General features: G+C 70.3%; 16 protein-coding genes. 2 read left to right on the plus strand and 14 right to left on the minus strand.

The window, feature by feature from the left end:
- Positions 1–378 precede the first annotated feature (378 nt).
- The 4 genes from J7654_RS02105 to J7654_RS02120 are packed head-to-tail and all read right to left on the minus strand — an operon-like array spanning position 379 to position 4,129.
- On the minus strand, positions 379–1,881 hold the full coding sequence (locus J7654_RS02105; protein WP_209737791.1) for a tripartite tricarboxylate transporter permease: 1,503 nt from the start codon (positions 1,879–1,881) through the stop codon (positions 379–381).
- Positions 1,881–2,363: a tripartite tricarboxylate transporter TctB family protein gene (locus J7654_RS02110; RefSeq protein ID WP_209737792.1), complete on the minus strand. Its 483-nt coding sequence runs from the start codon at positions 2,361–2,363 to the stop codon at positions 1,881–1,883. Before J7654_RS02110 ends, J7654_RS02105 begins: the two co-directional genes overlap by 1 nt.
- Before the next feature lie 38 nt (positions 2,364–2,401).
- Positions 2,402–3,142: an arylmalonate decarboxylase gene (locus tag J7654_RS02115; RefSeq protein WP_209737793.1), complete on the minus strand. Its 741-nt coding sequence runs from the start codon at positions 3,140–3,142 to the stop codon at positions 2,402–2,404.
- Between the two features lie 33 nt (positions 3,143–3,175).
- A complete protein-coding gene (locus tag J7654_RS02120; RefSeq protein ID WP_209737794.1) occupies positions 3,176–4,129 on the minus strand; it encodes a Bug family tripartite tricarboxylate transporter substrate binding protein in 954 nt (317 codons plus the stop codon).
- Positions 4,130–4,263: 134 nt separating this feature from the next.
- Here J7654_RS02120 and J7654_RS02125 point away from each other — a divergent pair, with 134 nt between their 5' ends.
- Both J7654_RS02125 and J7654_RS02130 read left to right on the plus strand, forming a co-directional pair.
- Positions 4,264–5,424, plus strand: coding sequence for a mandelate racemase/muconate lactonizing enzyme family protein (locus J7654_RS02125; protein ID WP_209737795.1), 1,161 nt, complete (start codon positions 4,264–4,266; stop codon positions 5,422–5,424).
- A 57-nt stretch (positions 5,425–5,481) separates the two neighbouring features.
- The gene (locus tag J7654_RS02130; protein ID WP_245195600.1) at positions 5,482–5,976 is read left to right on the plus strand and encodes a MarR family winged helix-turn-helix transcriptional regulator; all 495 of its coding nucleotides are present in this window, start codon (positions 5,482–5,484) and stop codon (positions 5,974–5,976) included.
- A gap of 7 nt (positions 5,977–5,983) precedes the next feature.
- Here the strand turns inward: J7654_RS02130 and J7654_RS02135 are convergent, their stop codons facing one another.
- From J7654_RS02135 to J7654_RS02180, 10 genes are all read right to left on the minus strand, one after another.
- Positions 5,984–6,493 (minus strand): flavin reductase, encoded by a 510-nt coding sequence (locus J7654_RS02135; RefSeq protein ID WP_209737797.1) that lies wholly within the window; start codon positions 6,491–6,493, stop codon positions 5,984–5,986.
- An 11-nt stretch (positions 6,494–6,504) separates the two neighbouring features.
- On the minus strand, positions 6,505–7,461 hold the full coding sequence (locus J7654_RS02140; RefSeq protein WP_209737799.1) for a PDR/VanB family oxidoreductase: 957 nt from the start codon (positions 7,459–7,461) through the stop codon (positions 6,505–6,507).
- Positions 7,462–7,475: 14 nt separating this feature from the next.
- Positions 7,476–8,237 (minus strand): SDR family NAD(P)-dependent oxidoreductase, encoded by a 762-nt coding sequence (locus J7654_RS02145; protein WP_209737801.1) that lies wholly within the window; start codon positions 8,235–8,237, stop codon positions 7,476–7,478.
- Complete coding sequence (locus J7654_RS02150; protein WP_209737803.1) at positions 8,237–8,746, minus strand: aromatic-ring-hydroxylating dioxygenase subunit beta; 510 nt, start codon at positions 8,744–8,746, stop codon at positions 8,237–8,239. The genes J7654_RS02145 and J7654_RS02150 overlap by 1 nt, the downstream gene beginning before the upstream one ends.
- Entirely contained in the window at positions 8,743–10,014 is a 1,272-nt protein-coding gene (locus J7654_RS02155) for an aromatic ring-hydroxylating oxygenase subunit alpha (RefSeq protein ID WP_209737805.1), read from the minus strand. The genes J7654_RS02150 and J7654_RS02155 overlap by 4 nt, the downstream gene beginning before the upstream one ends.
- Before the next feature lie 45 nt (positions 10,015–10,059).
- Positions 10,060–11,211, minus strand: coding sequence for an acyl-CoA dehydrogenase family protein (locus J7654_RS02160; protein WP_209737806.1), 1,152 nt, complete (start codon positions 11,209–11,211; stop codon positions 10,060–10,062).
- Entirely contained in the window at positions 11,208–12,371 is a 1,164-nt protein-coding gene (locus J7654_RS02165; protein ID WP_209737807.1) for an amidase, read from the minus strand. The genes J7654_RS02160 and J7654_RS02165 overlap by 4 nt, the downstream gene beginning before the upstream one ends.
- Positions 12,372–12,487: 116 nt before the next feature.
- Positions 12,488–13,033, minus strand: coding sequence for a MarR family winged helix-turn-helix transcriptional regulator (locus J7654_RS02170; protein WP_209737808.1), 546 nt, complete (start codon positions 13,031–13,033; stop codon positions 12,488–12,490).
- Positions 13,034–13,133: 100 nt separating this feature from the next.
- A complete protein-coding gene (locus J7654_RS02175) occupies positions 13,134–16,241 on the minus strand; it encodes an efflux RND transporter permease subunit (RefSeq protein WP_209737809.1) in 3,108 nt (1,035 codons plus the stop codon).
- Positions 16,241–17,398: an efflux RND transporter periplasmic adaptor subunit gene (locus J7654_RS02180; RefSeq protein ID WP_209737810.1), complete on the minus strand. Its 1,158-nt coding sequence runs from the start codon at positions 17,396–17,398 to the stop codon at positions 16,241–16,243. Before J7654_RS02180 ends, J7654_RS02175 begins: the two co-directional genes overlap by 1 nt.
- Positions 17,399–17,476: the final 78 nt, after the last annotated feature.

The following is a 17,476-nucleotide window of genomic DNA, read 5'->3' on the forward strand; positions in this document are numbered from 1 at the left end:
TCCCCTCTGACGACAAAATCCGGCCTATGCCGCGCGGCGGCCACCCCCGGGGCACGCTCGAACGGCGCCCCGCCATGCGCGGATGCCGAAGACAGGCACCATCGCGACGAAAGACTTCGCAAGTCCCGGCCGGACCCCACGTCCCGGCCAGCCAGTATGGATCAAGCCACTATCCGCGCGGATACTTCGCATCCGTCTGCGCGCGACGCACGAACCCTGTCTCGACGTTTCGGTCCGCCCGCCTCTATTGCAGTAAAATTACCGTATTACGATAGGCCGTCAACCGAAATGTCCCGCTCTATCGGCTCAATTTTGTGCAGTCTCTGCCTGGATGGCAGCCGATTGCAAATCCGCTGCGCTTCGAGCGCGGCCGGGCGGCTAGACAGGGACACCGCCTCTGAGCTTCATCCGCAGGAACCGGACGAGCGGGACCACCAGCGCCAGCATGGCGAGCGCGAGACAGGTCGCACTGATCGGGCGGGACAGGAACACGCCGAAATCGCCGCGCGCAAGCTGCATGGCACGCCTCAGATTTTCCTCCATCATCGGGCCGAGGATGAAGCCCATCAGGAAGGGCGCCGCCTCGAAGCCGCCGATCCGCATGAGGTAGCCCAGGATGCCGACAGCAAGGACGACGAAGACGTCGAAGCTGGAGAGGGCCACGCTGTAGACCCCGACCGAAATCAGGCACACGATGACCGGGAAGAGGTAGCGATACGGGATGTGGACGAGCCGGACCCAGAGGCCGACGAGCGGGATGTTCAGCACCAGCAGGAAGAGATTGCCGATCCAGAAGCTGGCGACGAGCGCCCAGAAGAGGTCGGCGTTGCGCGTCATGAGCTGCGGGCCTGGCGGAATGCCCTGGATCATCAGCGCGCCCAGCATCAGCGCCATGGTGGCGCTGCCGGGAATGCCGATGGCGAGGGTGGGGATGAAGCCGGTCTGCGCGGCCGCGTTGTTGGCGCTTTCCGGCGCCACCACGCCCTCGATGATGCCGGTGCCGAAGCGTTCGGGATGGCGCGAGATGCGCTTTTCCACCGAATAGGCGAGATAGGACGCGATGGTGGCGCCGGTGGCCGGAAGCACGCCGAGCAGGCTGCCCACCGCCGAGCCCCGGCCGATCGGCAGGATGGAGCGCCGCAGATCCTCGCGCGTGGGCAGCATGTCGCGAAGGCCGATCCGGTAGCGCACCCCCTCGCCCGCGCCGGTCTCGCGCGCGGTGGCGACCTCGGCCAGCCCGAACAGGCCCATGGCGAGCGCCACGAGGCTGATGCCGCCGATCAGCTCGTGAAAGCCCATCGCATATCGCTGCACGCCGGTGCTGACATCGGTGCCCACCATGCCGGCGAGGATGCCGAAGACCACCGCGATCAGTGCCTTGAGCGCCGAGCCGTTGGTGATGGAGGCGGCCGCGATGAGGCCGAGCACCATGACGGCGAAATAGTCGGCCGAGGTGAAGGACAGGGCGAAGCGCCCGATGGCCGGCGAGAACAGCGTCATCAGGACGATGCCGATGGAACCGCCGATGAAGGAAGCCACCGCGGAGGCGAAGAGCGCCACCGCGCCGCGCCCCTGCCGGGCCATGCGGTTGCCGTCAAGGCAGGCGACGGCCGCCGAGGGCGTGCCGGGCACGTTGACCAGGATGGCGGTGATCGAGCCGCCATACTCGCCGCCGTAATAGATGCCGGCCAGCATGATGATCGCCGCGTCCGGCGGCAGATGGAAGGTGAGCGGCAGGAGAAGCGCGATGCCGAGCATCGCCCCCAGCCCCGGCAGGACGCCGATGAAGGTGCCGAGCGCCACGCCCGCGAAGCAATAGAACAGGTTCTGCGGCGTCAGGACGGCCGCGAAGCCGCCTGCCAGAAGGGCGAGCACGTCCATCAGCGCGCCGCCGGCCAGAGAGGAATGGGCAGGCCGAGGAGAAGGACGAAGACGACCCAGACCGCAACCGCCAGCGCCGCGCCGAGGGCAAGGCTCTCCACGACCTTCGCGTCCCGGTGGGCGAGCGAGGCGATCAGCGTGGTGGCGACGAGGGTGACGAAAAGCCCCGCCGGCTCGATGCCGAGGCCGAAGACCAGGAAGGCGGCGCTCACGAACAGGAACCGCCGCAGGTCGGGGCGCTCGAAGCCCGGCTCGGGGCGCAGCACCGATTTCGCCGCCAGGGCGGCGCCGAGCAGCCCGCCCAGCGCGCAGAGCGTCAGCGGGAAGAAGCCCGCCCCCATCTGCCGGGGCGTCCCGAAGCCGTAGCCGAGGGCGAGCACGCCGAAGAGGAACGAGAGGGCGATGACGACGAGGCCGGCGACGAGGTCGGGCCTGTCGATGCGCCGCCTTTGGCGAGGGGCGAGGAAATGGCCGTCTTGCATCGCGTCACCTTTCACACGCATGGAATCGGGGCAGGTCGTCAGGCCGCGAGCGGCACCTCTCCGAGGCGGCCGAGGGCCTCGCTCTTCCCGCTGAGGCCGACGAGCCGCACGGCCGCCCAGGCGCCGGCCGTGGCGCTCGCGATCACCGGCTTGCCGATCACCGGCTCCACCTTACGGCTGAGCGAAAGGCTCTTCAGGCCGCCGCACGAGATGAGCACGGCGTCGGAAAGGCCGCCGGCATGGCTGTCGGCGGCAAGGGCGAGATTCGCGACCGCCCCCTCGCCGAGGCGCAGCACGGCCTGCGGATCGGTAAGGCCGAGGCCGTGCACATGCGCGATCTCGAACCCCGCCGATCGCAGGAACTGCGCGAGCTTGTCGTTCACCTCCTCGGCATAGGCCGTGCCCACCGCCACCCGGCGGGCGCCGACGGCCCGCAGGGCGTCGCGGATGGCGTTGCTCATCGTGGTGGCCGGCACCCCGGCCGCGCCCTGCATCACCTCGACCAGCTCCTCGTTGAACGCGCCGCCGCGAAAGAAGCTGAGCGAGGTGCCCATCAAGACGACGGCCCTGGCCCCCTCCTCCTCGCGCAGCCGGCGCGCGAGCGTGGCCACCCGGTCGATCACCCGGCCGTAGCCGGCGATGCTCAACTCGCCGAGGGCCAGGCTTCGCGCGGCGAACCGCACGCCGCGCGGATAGAGCCCCTCGGCTTCCGGCGGCACCGCATCGCCCGCCGGCGGCACGATCAATCCCACGGTGGGCCATTCGGCCGGCGGCGTCATCGGCAAGGTCTCTCCCATGTCGCGGCGCGGCGCTCAGGGCCGGTCGCGGATGTCGGCGGCGACCGCCATCCAGCGCTCCGCGCTCGCCGGCAGCTCGGCCGCAAGCTCGGCGGCCGGCTGGAAGGCGGGCACGAGCCCCGTGTCCTGGAGCTGGCGCCGCAGCCCCTCGTCGGCCAGCGCGGCCCCGATGGCGGTCGACAGCCGCTCGACCACCTCGACCGGCGTGCCCGCCGGAGCCAGGATGAACTGGCTCGGCATGGCCTCGAAATCCTCGACCACGGTGGCGATGGGGTCGATCTCCTCGAAACCCTCCACGCGGTCGGGGCCGGTGTGCCCGAGAATGACGAGATTGCCGCCCTCGGCCTGCGAAAGCGCGGCGCTGATGCTGACGATGCCGAAGGGCACCTCCCCCGCCACCACGGCGGCGACGGACGGCGAGCCGCCCTGGAACTGGACCGCGTCCATCTCCAGCCCCGCCGCCTCCTTCAGCATCTCGCCGGCGAGGTAATGAAGCGTCGCCACGCCCGGAGCGGCATAGAAATACTCGCCCGGCGCCTCGCGAACGAGGTCGATGAACTCCGCAAGGGTCTCCACCTCCAGGGAAGGGCTGGCGACGAGCGCCTGCGGGGCCACCGCCACGCGGGCCACGGGCGCGAAGCTCTCCACGATGTCGTAGCCGACATCGCCCTGGAAGACCGGGCCGAGCGCTGCCGAGGTCTCCCCCGCATAAAGCGTGTAGCCGTCCGGCCGGGCGGCGGCGACATGCGCCGGCGCGATGGTGCCGCCTGCGCCCGGGCGATTCTCCACCACGACCGGCTGGCCGATCTCCCGCGACAGCCGCGCGCCCAGGAGGCGCGCCATCGTGTCCATCCCGCCGCCGGGCGCGAAGCCGACGACGAAGGTGACGGGCTGGGCGGGAAAGTCGCTCTGGGCATGGGCGGCGCCCATGGCGGACGCGGCGAGGCAGGCAGCAATCAGCAGGCGCATGGTCACTCCTTCGGCATGTTCAAAAACTAGACTTCCGCAAAATCGTCTACTAGTCAACCATTTCTTTTGAAACTAATCTGACGCTGTGAAGCGGGCGCGTCGCGGCCCGGCGAGGCAGAAAAAAGGAGACCGGCATGGATACGAGCATTCGCGAGGTGAAGGTCTTCCCGGCCTACATTCCCAACGAGATGCGCGTGGGCGCGGTCAGCGCCACCGCCTCGATCTCCTGCGTCGTGGTGGAGGTGACGACGGCGGACGGCATCACCGGCCATGGCATGACGTCGATTACGGACGAGGAGCCCGTCGTCGCCGCCCTCACCGAGGTCGTGGCGCCCAACATCCTTGGCCTCGACGCGCTCGACCGGGAGAGGATCGGCGAGGCGCTCTACTGGATTCTCACCCCGCGCGGCCAGACCGGCTATGCCACTCATGCGATCTCGGCCGTCGATCTCGCCCTGTGGGACATTCTGGGGAAGGCCACCGGCCTGCCGTGCTGGAGGCTCCTCGGCGGCGCGCGGGACACGGTGCCCCTCTACGTCACCTTCGGCTTCGGCGCATTCGACCGCGACCAGTTGGGCGAGGCGGCGCGCACCCTGCGCTCGGAGGGGATCTCGCGCTTCAAGATGGTGGTGGGCCACCATGCGCTGGCCAGGCGCAACCAAGGCGCCGATGTCCGGGCCATCCTGAGGGAGGACGTGGCGCGCGTGCGCCTCGTGCGCGAGGCGATCGGCCCGCAGGGCGAGCTTTACATCGACGCCAATTGCAGCCTCGACGACGGATCGGCCCGTTATCTGGCCGGCGCCCTCGCGGAGCTGGGGGTCGGCTTCTTCGAGGAGCCGCTGCGCGACAACGACCCCCACCGCATGCGCGAGCTGCGCCATCGCACCGGGATGCGCGTGGCGGCGGGCCAGAACGAGGGCCAGCTCTGGCGCTTCGCCTCGCTGGTCGAGAACGATGCGGTGGACGTGCTCCAGCCGAACGCGGTCATCTGCGGCGGCTTCACCGGCGCCGCGAAGGTCGCCGCGCTCGCCGGGGCGCGCAACATCGACATCGCCAATGGCGGCGCCTTCCCCTTCCACAATTCCCACTTGCATGCGGGCCTTGCCAATGGCGGACTGGTGGAATGGCATCTGGCCGCGGTCGAGATGTGCCGCACCCTGTTCAAGGGCCTGCCCGACAAGGTAGGGGAAACGCTGGCGGCGCCGCGGCGGCCCGGCCTCGGCTTCGATCTCGACCATGACGCGCTGGCCGAGTTCGCCGGCCGCGCCGGGTCTCGCGGGCATGGCAAGGGCTGACCCATGCAATCGAGGGTCGTTGGAAGGCGGCAAGAGGGCCGGAGCGGGAGGAATGCCTTGAGAGACAGGGACGGCGACAATGGCGCGGAGCGCGCGCAGGAGGAGGCGGAGCCAGGCGAAGCGGTCGAGCTCGGCATCCTGGCCGGCCATCTCGGTTTCCACCTGCGGCTCGCCAACGACCGCACCTTCGAGACCTTCGCCGATCTCCTGGGCGCAGACCGGCTGAGGCCCGGATGCTTCACCATGCTCATCCTCATCGCCAACAATCCCGGCATCACCCAGACGGGCATCTCGCGCGCCTGCGGGCGCGACAAGTCGAGCGTGGCCAAGGCGCTCCGCTACATGGAGGACGAGGGACTCATCCGGCGCGAGCGGGTGGAGGACGATCGCCGCTCCTCCGCCAGCTTCGTCACGCCGGCCGGCGCGCAAAGGGTCGAGCGGTTGCAGGAGAAGGCGCGCATCCAGAGCGCGCGGATATCCGCCGCGCTCGGCGAGGCGCGCGTGCAGGAGCTTCTGGCCACGTTGAAGGCGCTGATCGACAGGCTGTCCTGAGAGACCGTCAGGGCGCGGCCGTGCCGGCAGGCGCGGCGGCCAGCGCGTGATAGGCGCGGTCGAACCAGATCAGCGTCTCGGCCGGCTCCTCGCCCACCCTGACGGCCTCCACGCGGGCATAGAAGACCGAATGCGTGCCCACCGCGCGCCGCTCCACGATGCGGCAGTCGAAGGCGACCACGGCATCGACCAGCACCGGCGCGCCGGTGGCCAGCGTCGTCCACGCGCCCTCCTCGAAGCGCTCCCCGGCCCCGCCGCGCCCGGCGAAGGCGTCCGACAGCGCCCGGTGCCGCCCCGCCAACACGTTGACGCACAGATTGCCGTTGCCGTTGAAGATGTCGTGCGAGCGATTGCCGCGATTGACGCAGACGAGCAGGGTCGGCGGATCGTCGGTGATGGAGCAGACGGCCGAGGCGGTCATGCCGTGCCGCCCTTCCGGCCCACCGGAAGTGATGAGATTCACGGCCGCGCCGAGCCGGCTCATGCCCTGCCGAAAGTCGAGCGCCTGTTGTCGCATGAGGCGATCCTTCAAATGTCCAGAACCAGCCTGGCGCTGAGCGCGCGAGAGCAGCACACCGTCATCTCGGCGTTCTCCGCCTTCTCCTCCGGCGTGAGGAACACGTCGCGATGGTCGGGCAGCCCCTCCAGAACCGTCGTGAGGCAGGTGCCGCACACGCCTTCCTCGCACTTCACCTCCACCGCGATCCCCACGCGCTCCAGCGCCTTGGCGATGGTCTCGTCCGGCCCGACGGTGACGGTCACGCCCGAGGCGCGGGCCTCCACCTCGAAACTGTCGCCGGACAGCTCCACATCCGCGCTGAAATATTCGCGATGAATGCGCTCCGAAGGGTAGCCCGCGCGCTCGGCCGCCTCGATCAGCCAGTCCATGAAACCCTGCGGGCCGCACACATAGAGATGCGCGCCCTCCCCCGGCGCCGGCAGCGCGGCGGGATCGTAGAGCGTGCCCTCGTCGTCATGGTGGAAGCGGACCCGGTCCCGGAAGGGCGCCGCGTCGATCTCCTCCAGGAAGGCCGTCACGGCGCGCGAGCGGGTGCAGTAGTGCAGCTCGAAATCGCGGCCCAGCGCGTGCAGCCGGTGGGCCATCGCCAGCATGGGCGTCACGCCGACGCCGCCTGCCAGGAGGATGGATCGCGGCGCCGCCTCCGCCAGCGCGAAATGGTTGCGCGGAGCGCTCGCCTCGATCACCGCGCCGGGGCGCGCGAGCGCGTGGAGGGCGCGCGAGCCGCCCCGGCTGGCCGGGTCCTTCAGGATGCCGAGGCGATAGGCTCCGCGCTCGCGCGGGTCGCCGCACAGCGAGTACTGGCGCCAGAGATCGACGCCCTCGCCCGTCACGCGGATGTCGAGATGGGCCCCCGCCTCGAAAGGCGGAAGCTCGCGCCCGTCCGACGCCGCGAGCGTCAGGCGCAGGATGCCGCCGCGATCCTCGGCCCGCTCGGCCACCCGCAGGGACAGGTTGTCCTCCATAGCCTCGCCCCCCTTCATCGCATGTAGAGGCCGCCATTGACGTCCCAGCAGGCGCCGTTGACGAAGGCGGCCGCCGGGGCGGCGAGGAAGGCGACGAGATCGGCCACGAGCCCCGCGTCCCCGAGGCGCCGCACCGGGATCTGCGCGATCAGCGCGTCCATCGCCTCGCCCTGCACCAGCGAGCGGACCATGGGCGTGTCCATGGGGCCGGGCGAGATGGCGTTGACCGTGACGCCGAAGGGGCCGAGGTCGCGCGCGAAGACCTTGGTCAGGGCCAGGATCGCCCCCTTGGACGCGGCGTAGTGCGCGCCCGTCGCCGTGCCGCCGTTCTGCCCGGCGAGCGAGGCGAGGTTGACGATGCGCCCGTAGCCGCGCTCCTTGAAATGGCGCCCGAAGATGCGGCAGCCCGAGAAGGTGCCGCCCGCATTGATCGCCATCACCTCGTCGAACTCGGCCGTCTCGATCTCCAGCACGGGCCGCGCGCGCGTGACCGCCGCGTTGTTGACCAGAACCTCGACCGAGCCCCAGCGGGCGACGGTCTTCTCCAGAACGGCCGTGAAATCCTCCGGCCGGGCGATGTCGAGCCGGGCGGTGACGGCGGTCTCGGAGGCAAGGTCCAGCTCCTCGGCGAGGGCATCGCAGGCCGCCTCGTCCTTGTCGGAAAGGATCACCCGGAAACCGGCCCGGTGCAGGGCGCGGGCGATCTGCGCGCCCACCCCCGACGCGGCCCCCGTGACCACCGCCGTCTGCGTCTCGATGGGCAGAGGCGCGGGCATCAGAAGAGATAGCTGATCGAGGTCAGCACTCCGTCGGCGTTGATCATGCGCACCACCTTGTCGCGGATCATGAGGGCGCCGTCCCGCCGCACCAGCCGATGCTCGACATTGGCCACGAAGACGCGCTGGCGATCGAACTTGTCCTCGGTGAGGTGCATGGCCGAGCGCACGGCGATAAGGCCCGGCCCCGCCTCCATCGTCACGAAGCGCGAGGCGAGGCGGATGGTGCGCGCGGCGGGCGTGGCCGAGATGGCGAAGCCGCCGCTGAGCCGCTCCACCCGCATCCGCCGCATCTGCGCGTCGTCATAGACGATGTTCAGGGTGTTCTCGAAGTCGGTCGCCTCGGGCTTCAGCGGAATGACATAGCGCCCCTCCGGCGCCCAGAGCGCGAGCCATGCCTCGTAGTCCGCCCGGTCGAGGATGTCCGCCTCCCGCCAGATGAACTCCTCCGCCTCGCGCAGCGAGATGTCGCCCTCGATCGGCCGTTCCATCACCTCCGCGCCGGTCATTGCGCCATCATCCTTTCCCACATGGCATAGGCGGCGCGCATGCCGGTCTCGGCGCTCACATCGCCGCGCGGCAGGCCGTGCAGCCCCTGTTTCTCCAGCCCCTCCCCACGATTGACGAGGATGTCGAGGTCCGGCCCGCCGGCCGTGCCGCGCTGGACGCGCTCCCACACCTCGGCGTCGTCCGGGCTGCCGAAGCCCATCGGGCCCTGGAAGTGCTCGTGCAGGCGCAGGCGCATCTGGTTGGCCTCGGGCGGCCCGCCCTCCATGCCGAGCGCGATGTGCCGGATATGCGTCTCGGTGGCGCTCACCGGGCGCAGGATGCGGAAGAAGGACAGCGAGCACGCCGCGTTGGGGAAGAGGTTGAGGTTGAAGCCCACCCCGCCCACCGCCTTCACGATGCGCCGCACCTGCTCCTCGTCGTAGCGCTCCCGCAACTGGTCGGCGAGGGCGGAGAAGCGCGCGGGAATCTGCCAGCCCTCGTCGGCGTCGAGGTCGATCAGCTCGGGCATCATGACCATCACGGAATGGCCGTTGCCCAGGTCCTGCACGAAGCCGTCATCCTCGCCGAGGAAGGAGAACATCTCCTCCGTCTGCGCGTCGAGCGACTGGAGGAAGGGCTTGTGGACGACCGGGAAGTGATAGGCGTCGGTGGTGTTCTCGAGCTGGATCTTCCAGTTGCCGGGGAAGGAGAACCGGTGCTCCCCCGCCGCCTTCACCGGAAAGCCGCCGCCCTGCTTCATGAACAGGTCGATCCACACGCGGGCATGGCCGAGGAAATCCTCCAGCGGCTCGACCGCCTCGTTGAAGGAGGCGAAGATCATCCCGGCATAGGTGGCGACCTTCAGCCGGCGAAGGCCGAACTGCGACTTGTCGAAGCCCTCGCCGTAGCCCTCCGAATAGGGCACGCCGCGCAGCGAGCCGTCCAGCGCGTAGCCCCAGCCATGATAGGGGCACTGGAAGGAGCTGGTGCGGCCGCTGTCGTGCTCGCACACCGTGGCGGCGCGGTGCCGGCAGCGATTGACGAGGACGTGCAGCTCGCCCTTGCGATCGCGCGAGACGATCACCGGCTGCGTGCCGACCCAGGACCGCTTGAACGAGCCCTTCTCCGGCACCTCGGAGGTGTGGGCCACCCAAACCCAGGTCCGGCCGAAGATCTTCTCCATCTCGGTCTCGAAGAGGTCCGGGTCCGAGTAGATGGTGGTGCGCACGCGGTCTCCCCGGGAAAGGGCGGCGTAGTCGCGGTTCGGTTCGCTCGATACGGCAGACATGGGTTCGCTTGGCTCCGGCAGGGGTGGAAGGGGACGCGGGAACGATCAGGGATATCCGGGGGGCGTCTTCTCGCCGGCCAGGCCCGCGCCGGCCGAGGTGAAGGTGCCGAGCCCGAGAAAGGCGTGCTGCGCGACGGCGGCCGCGTCCAGCATGCAGCGCACCAGCGGATGCCCGCGCGCGATGGCCGAGGCCCCGCCCAGGCGGAAGGCGGCGCGCGCCACCTCGGCGCTCTCGCTGGCGGCCTGCGTGGCGCAAAGCCGCAGCCGCACCCGCAGCGCCTGCCCCACCTCGTCGCCGGCCAGCACGCTCTCCCACGCCTCCCCCACCGTGTCGTAGAAGAAGGCGCGGGCGCCGCGCAGCCGCGCCTCGGCCCGGCCGATCTCGGCCTGGACATAGGCGCGCGCGCCGAGCGAGGGAGCGCCGGTGATCGAGGCGGCCCCGAGGGCCTCGCCATGGATGTGGTCCAGCGCCTCGCGCGCCGCGCCGAGCCCGACCACGGCCAGCACCTGCGCGGCGAGCGCCATGGAAGGGTAGCGGAAGATGGGCTCCTCCCTCTGCGAGGGCGCGCCGCGCACGAAGCTCCACGCCTCGTCCACCTCCACCCCGTCGGCCACGATGTCGTGGCTGCCGGTGGCCGCGAGGCCGACCGTGTCCCAGGTGTGCTTGATGGAGACGGCCGCGCGCGGCATCACCACCATGCGCGGCAGGCCGCCGCTGCCCGCCTCGTCCACCTTGATGCCCGCGCCGATCAGCGAGGCGCCCATGCAGCCGGAGCAGTAGGGCCAGCGCCCTCGCACGCGGAAGCCGGCGGGCGTGCGCTCGGCGGGCTGCGGGGGAAAGATCGCGCCCGCGAAGACCGTGTCGGGGTCGGCCCGGTAGATGTGCTCGAACGTCTCGCGCGGCAGCGCCGCCAGATAGGTGGAGGAGACGCCGAAGCTCGCCACCCAGCCCGTGGAGGCATCGGCCGCCGAGATCGCCTCGATCAGTTCCATGAAGGCGGCCGGCGAAAGCGCGTCTCCCCCCAGCTCGCGCGGCACGAAGGCCCGGTAGACGCCGATGCGCTGGAGCTTGCCCACCATGTCGAGCGGCACATAGGTCAGCTTCTCGAAATCCTCGCGCCGGGCGCGGATCTCGTCCAGAAGCGCGGGCAAGTCGATCGGCGCCGGCGCCGGGCGGGCGAAGGGCGTGATGCTCATCGGTCCTGTCCTGGGAGATTGGCGGGCTCGCCCGCGATGCGGCGCGCGAGCCATTCGGCCACCGCGCAGAGCCTCTCGTCCTCGCCGTGGCGGCCCACGAGCTGGAGGCCGGCCGGCAGCCCCTCGGCGGTGCGCAGGGGCACCGTGAGCGCGGGGTGGCCGGACAGGTTGAAGGGCCGCAGGAGAGCCGTGAGGGGGATCAGGGCGCGCATGTCGCGCGCCTCCTCCAGCGTGGGCGGCACCACCGGCATGGTGGGCAGCACCAGCGCGTCGGCGCTCTCCAGCGCACGGTCCACCTCGGCCCGGAACGCCCGCCGCACCGCCTCGGCCCGCTCCAGCGCCCCCGGGGAGAAGGACTTCACCGCTTGCAGGATGCGCGCGCGCACCGTCTCGTCCATCGGCGCGCCCGAGGCCGCGAGCGCGCCATAGGCGCGGCCCGCTTCCGCATCGATCACCACGAGGCCCGCCTCGTAGGCGGGGCGCATGCACGGAAGCAGGCCGGGGCGCGTGGCCACGCCGGCCAGCGCCCCCGCGAAGGCCGCCGCGACATCGCCGGCCGCCTCGGCCTCGATCCGCACGAGCTGGAACGGTCCGGCGGCGTCGGCGCGCCGGAAGGTGGGGTCGAGGCACTCCATCGCGCGGGCCAGCATCCCCGCGCTGGCGGCGAGCGGGCCGATGCAGTCGAGCGAGCTTTCTGCAGGCAGGGTGCCTGTCCGGTCGATCCGCCCGAAGGTGGGCTTCAGGCCGAAGACGCCGCAGCAGCAGGCGGGCATGCGCACAGATCCGCCGGTGTCGGTGCCCACGGTGAAGTCGCAGGTGCCGGCGGCGACGAGCGCCGCCGAGCCGGAGGAGGAGCCGCCGGGAATGCGCGCGGGCCAGTTCGGATTGACGGGCGTGCCGAGAAACGCGTTCACGCCCGTCACGCCGAAGGCCAGCTCATGCATGTTGGCGGTGCCGAGGATGGCGCAGCCGGCGGCGAGGAGGGCCTCCACCACGCGCGCATGAGCGGCCTGCGGCGGGCTGTCCTGCAAGGCGGGCGAGCCGCAGCGGGTCGGCAGGCCCGCGACCGCGATGCACTCCTTGACCGCCACGCGCAGCGAGCCGCTTCCCAGCGCGAGCGGGCGGGACAGGGCAACGGCGTGGGAGGGGATATCCAGCATACGGCGCGATCCGGGGCACGATCCAATACGGTAAAATTACCGTATTGGATCGTGCTGGTCAATCGCCGTGCCTGCATAAGTTTAGAGCATCGAGAGGCCGGCGGGAGACAGGCGGCTCAAACCAGCCGGTCGAAGACCCGCTTCAGGAGCCCGTTGATCTGGGCGATCTCCGAGGGCTCGAAATCGGCGAAGCTGCGCTCGAAGACGATCCGGGCGGCATCGGCCGCGCGAAGCGCCATCTGCGCGCCCTGGGGCGTGAGCGTGACTTCCGTCACCCGCCCGTCGGAGCGGCTGGAGCGCGTTTCCACCAGCCCCTCGGCCACCATGCGCTGCACGATCTTGGTCGTCGTGTTGAGCTTCAGGATACAGTATTCGGAGATTTCGGAGACGCCGAGCGTGCCGTGCTCGCGCAGCGAGGAGAGGACGCGCCAGCGCGAGATGTCCAGCCCGTCCTGCTTGAGCAGTTCCTCCATGCGCAGCAGGTAGCGGGCGTTGACGCGGGCGATCCAGTAATAGGGCCAGACGGCCTTGGAGGAGAAGCGTGCGGCCTCCTCCGGCGAGGGGTCTCCGACGCCCTCCACGCCGCCGCCGGCCGGGCGCCCGAGGTCCTGCGCGTCCTGCCCCGGCGATGCCAGGCGCCGCTGTCTCGATGAGGATGCCACGTCGACGCGCTCCGGATAAGGGAGGGGCGGATGTGCCACGCGCCCCAGGCAGGGTCAACTCCCGCGCGAGGCGGCATCGGCCGGAGTGCCGGCGGCCGCCTCAGCCGGCCGGCACCGCCCGGCCCGCGGCTCTGGCCGCGCCACGCTCGCGCCGACGCCCGTCCCACGCCAGAAGGGTCGGGGTGAGGAGCATGGTGACGATGGTGGAGAAGACGAGCCCTCCCACGATGGCGGTGGAGAGTTGCACCCAGTACTGGCCCGAAGGCGCGCCGAAGAAGGCGTCCCGCGCCATGAAGTCGACGGTCAGGCCGATCACCATGGGGAAGAGCCCCGCCACGGTCGTGACGGCGGTCAGCAGCACCGGGCGGAAGCGCTCCGTGCCCGAGCGCCTGGCCGCCTCGTCGGGCGACAGCCCGTTGGCGCGGTGCTCGTTATAGGCGTCGATCAACACGATGTTGTTGTTGATGACGATGCCCGCCGCAGCGATGATGCCGATGCCGCTCATGACGATGGCGAAGGGCTCCTGGCGCAGCACCAGCGCGAAGAGCACGCCGCCGATGGAGAAGAGGATGGCCGACAGCACCAGGAAGCTCTGGAAGAAGCTGTCGAACTGCGTGAGGAAGACGATGAACATGAGGAAGATCGCGACCACGAAGGCCACCAGGAGGAAGGTGCCGGCCTCCTCCTGATCCGCCAGCTCGCCGCCGAAGGTCACGTCCACCCCGTCGCCGAAATCGGCCTGAGCGATGGCCTGCTGCAGAATGGCGAGCTCGGCGGCCACCGTGGTGCCCTCGGCCACGTCGGCGGTGACGGTCTGGACGTTGCGCGAATCCACCCGGTTGATCACCGAGGTCGCCGGCCCCGCCTCGATGCGCACGAAGTTGGAGATGGGCACCATCTGCCCCTGCGCCGAGATCCTGAGATTGGCGAGCTGGGAGAAGTTTCGGTCCTCGACGGGGTAGCGGAGCGTGATGTCCACCTCCTCGTCGGCGAAGGAGGGCAGGAAGTTGCCGAGGACGACGCCGTCGGTCAGGAGCTGCACCGCCGCGCCGACCGAGGCCATGTCCACCCCGTAGCGCGCCGCCTGCTCGCGATCCACCAGGATACGCCCTTCCGGGTTCGGCTGGGGCACGTCGCTGGTCACGTCGACGAAGGTGCCCTGCCCGGCCATCAGCGCCTGGAGCTGCGCGGCGGCGGCCGGCAGCAGGCTGCGGTCCTGCGCCGAGATCTCGACCTCCACCGGCCGCCCGCTGCCCGGCCCGCCCTGCTGCTGCTCGATCTGCACGCCCACGCCCGGCACCGTGCCGGCGGCGGCGCGAAGCTCCTCCACGATGAGGGAGGCCTGCGGGCGGATGCGCCAGTCGAGGAAATCCACCTGCAACGTGCCGATGACGTCCGGCGGCAGGCTGGAGCGCAGGCGCGCCTCCACCGAGCCGATGGTGCGCGAATAGACGCGCTCCACCCCGGCCGTCCCGATGATCTCGTTCTCCACGAGGCGCACCAGCCGGTCGGCCTCCGCGACGGACAGGTTGCCGTCGGCGCTGACCTGGATCTGCGCGCGCTCCGGCTCGGTGGACGGGAAGAACTCGACGCCCCGATTGTAGCTGAGCGCGAAGAACAGCGAGCCGAGAAGGGCCAGCACGCTCAGGCCGAGCGCCAGCCCCGGCCGGGCGATGGTGGCGTCGAGCAGCCTGTCGTAGAAGGCCGGGCGCCTGCCGCCCTCGACCGGCGCGGCCGGCGTGCCCCCGCCCACGACCGAGCCCATCACGGGCACGAAGACGAGCGCCATGGTCAGCGAGATGATCAGCGTGACGATCACCGTCGCGGGCAGGTAGATCATGAACTGCCCCGCGATGCCCGGCCAGAACAGGAGCGGGACGAAGACGAACACGGTGGTGGCCGTCGCCGAGAAGACCGGCCAGCACATGCGCTGGGCGGCGTTCAGGAACGCCTCGCGCCGCTCCATCCCCTCGCTTCGATAGCGGTCCGCAAGCTCCACCACCACCATGGTGCCGTCGATGAGGAGGCCGACCACGAGGATGAGCCCGAACAGCACCACGATGTTGAGCGTGAAGCCGATCAGGTAGATCACCAGGATGCCGCCGAGGAACGAGCCGGGGATGGACAGGGCCACGAGCAGCGAGGGGCGGATGCCGAGGCCGAGCAGCGTGGTGAGCATGACGAGCAGAACGGCGGCGATGACGTTGTTCTCGAGGTCCCCGAGCAGCTCCTCGATGTCCTCCGCCTGGTTCTGGAGATAATCGACGCGGATCGCCTCCGGCCAGTCGGCCCGCGATTCGTCCACTGCGTCCTGCACGGCGGCGATGGTCTGGATGATGTTGGCGCCCGTCGCGCGGCTGATGTCGAGGCCGATCGTGGCCTGCCCGTCGAGGCGCGCGAAGCTGGTGGCGTCCTCGAAGGTCTGGCGCACCTCAGCCACGTCCTGCACCCGGATCACCGTTCCCTCGTTCACCTGCACGGGGATGGAGAGCACGTCGGCGATGCCGGAGATGGTGCCCGGCACCGAAACGCCGATGCGCCCCGAACCGGTATCGAACGCACCCGCCGCGATGAGCTGGTTGTTGCTCTGGATGGCTTGGGAGATATCCTGGTGCGAGAGGTTGTAGGACTGCATGGCCAGCGGATTGACGATGATCTCCATCAGGTCCGCGCGCTCGCCCGTCAGTTCCACCTCCAGCACGCCCGAGATCCCCTCGAGCCTGTCGCGCAGCTCGCGGCCGATGCCGATGAGCTCGCGCTCCGGCACCGCGCCCGAAAGCGCCACCGTCAGGATCGGGAACTGCGACATGTCCACTTCGGTCACGACCGGCCGGTCGGCGCCGGGCGGCAGGTCCGGGATCGCCTGGTCCACCTCGTCCTTGATGTCCTGAAGCGCGGAGCGGTTGTCGGAGCCGGCTTCGAATTCCAGGATGATGGAGGCGAAGCCGTCGCTGGCCTGCGCGGTCATCTCGCGAAGGCCCGAGATCGACTGCAATCGCCGCTCCAGCGGCTGCACCATCAACCGCGCCGAATCCTCGGCCGAAACACCGGCATAGGTGACGGTGACGATGAAATAGGGAATCTCGACCTCCGGGTTGGCCTCCTTCGGGATCGAGACATAGGCGAACGCGCCCGCCAGCATGATGAGGACGAGCCCGAGGGCAACCGTGCGGGCGCGGGTGAAGGACGCGGCGATGATGGCGTGCATCAGAGGTCGTCCTGCGGCACGGCCTCGGCGGCCTCGTCCGGCAGGGTCGCGGCCGCCGCCTCGTCCTCCTCGGCCGTCTCGCCGGTCAGGTAGCCCGCCGGCGTCTCCTGGACCTCCACCTCCTGGCCGGGCGAGAGCGCGCCCCGGCTGATCGTGACGATCCTCGCGCCCTCTTCAAGCCCGTTCACCCAGATGCCGCCTGCATCCGCGTTGACGATCTGCATGGGCACGAACTGGATGCGGCTCTCCTCGTCGACGACGTAGACGCCCATGCGCCCTTCGGCATCGAGGCGCGCGAGGGCGGGCGAAATGTAGTGCGCCATGACCGTGTCTACGGGAATGACGACTTCCGCGCTGATGCCCGAGGGCAGGTTGCCCTCGGGATTGGCCACCTCCACCTCGACGCGGAAGGTGCGCGTGGCCGCGTCCGCGAGCGGGGAGACGAAGCGGACCGTGCCCTCGCGCTGCTCGCCGCCGATGAAGGAGACCCGCGCCGGCATGCCACGGCGCACATGCGAGATGTCCCGCTGCTGGACGTTGACGACGGCGAGCAGCGGATCGTTGTCCACGATCTCGATGACCTCGCCCCCGGCCGAGACGAAGGCGCCGAGATCGGCGATGACGCGGTTGACGACGCCGGCGATGGGCGCGGTCAGCGCCGTGTTGGCGATCTCCAGCTCGATGGCCCGCAGCTCCGCGCGCGCCGCTTCCAGCTCGGCCCGCGTGCCCTGCACATTGGTTTCGGGGCCCACCCCGCGCTCGAAGAGCTGTACGGCGCCGTCGAAAGCCTGCAGGGCCTGCGCGACCTGCGCCTCGGCCCGCGCCTGCCGCGCGATGCGGTCGTCGGCCGAAAGCTGCGCCAGCGCATCACCCGCCTCCACATCGAGCCCCTGCGACACGATCTCCTCGATCACGCCGTCGGTGCGGGCGCGCACCGTGGCGATCTGCACCGGCTCGACATCGCCGTAGAGGAGCAGCTCGTTCGTCACCTCCCGCGCCCGGCTGGTGCTGGCGGCCACGCTCGGCCTCACCGCCGCCGCCCGCTCGGGCGCGGTCGGCGGGGCGCGCTCGATCATCCCGCTACCGATCCAGACCACGACGAGGACGACGATCGCCAGAAAGGTCGCCGTCGTCGCATTGAAGAACCTGCCGAGCATCGCTGACGTCCGTTCGCGGGAGAAGGAGGAGATTTCAGGGTTTCGGATGCACGGCCTTCGGGCCGAATCCTTCGGCGG

The sequence above is a fragment of the Aureimonas populi genome (assembly GCF_017815515.1).
GTDB classification, from domain to species: Bacteria; Pseudomonadota; Alphaproteobacteria; order Rhizobiales; family Rhizobiaceae; genus Aureimonas; species Aureimonas populi.

What these genes read in the sequence shown, in the direction of transcription:
- J7654_RS02110 (WP_209737792.1), bottom strand. Translation starts at nt 2,363, where the DNA reads ATGCAAGACGGCCATTTCCTCGCCCCTCGCCAAAGGCGGCGCATCGAC.
- J7654_RS02155 (WP_209737805.1), bottom strand. Translation starts at nt 10,014, where the DNA reads ATGTCTGCCGTATCGAGCGAACCGAACCGCGACTACGCCGCCCTTTCC.
- J7654_RS02120 (WP_209737794.1), bottom strand. Translation starts at nt 4,129, where the DNA reads ATGCGCCTGCTGATTGCTGCCTGCCTCGCCGCGTCCGCCATGGGCGCC.
- J7654_RS02165 (WP_209737807.1), bottom strand. Translation starts at nt 12,371, where the DNA reads ATGCTGGATATCCCCTCCCACGCCGTTGCCCTGTCCCGCCCGCTCGCG.
- J7654_RS02125 (WP_209737795.1), top strand. Translation starts at nt 4,264, where the DNA reads ATGGATACGAGCATTCGCGAGGTGAAGGTCTTCCCGGCCTACATTCCC.
- J7654_RS02140 (WP_209737799.1), bottom strand. Translation starts at nt 7,461, where the DNA reads ATGGAGGACAACCTGTCCCTGCGGGTGGCCGAGCGGGCCGAGGATCGC.
- J7654_RS02175 (WP_209737809.1), bottom strand. Translation starts at nt 16,241, where the DNA reads ATGCACGCCATCATCGCCGCGTCCTTCACCCGCGCCCGCACGGTTGCC.
- J7654_RS02115 (WP_209737793.1), bottom strand. Translation starts at nt 3,142, where the DNA reads ATGACGCCGCCGGCCGAATGGCCCACCGTGGGATTGATCGTGCCGCCG.
- J7654_RS02180 (WP_209737810.1), bottom strand. Translation starts at nt 17,398, where the DNA reads ATGCTCGGCAGGTTCTTCAATGCGACGACGGCGACCTTTCTGGCGATC.
- J7654_RS02160 (WP_209737806.1), bottom strand. Translation starts at nt 11,211, where the DNA reads ATGAGCATCACGCCCTTCGCCCGCCCGGCGCCGGCGCCGATCGACTTG.
- J7654_RS02105 (WP_209737791.1), bottom strand. Translation starts at nt 1,881, where the DNA reads ATGGACGTGCTCGCCCTTCTGGCAGGCGGCTTCGCGGCCGTCCTGACG.
- J7654_RS02145 (WP_209737801.1), bottom strand. Translation starts at nt 8,237, where the DNA reads ATGCCCGCGCCTCTGCCCATCGAGACGCAGACGGCGGTGGTCACGGGG.
- J7654_RS02135 (WP_209737797.1), bottom strand. Translation starts at nt 6,493, where the DNA reads ATGCGACAACAGGCGCTCGACTTTCGGCAGGGCATGAGCCGGCTCGGC.
- J7654_RS02150 (WP_209737803.1), bottom strand. Translation starts at nt 8,746, where the DNA reads ATGACCGGCGCGGAGGTGATGGAACGGCCGATCGAGGGCGACATCTCG.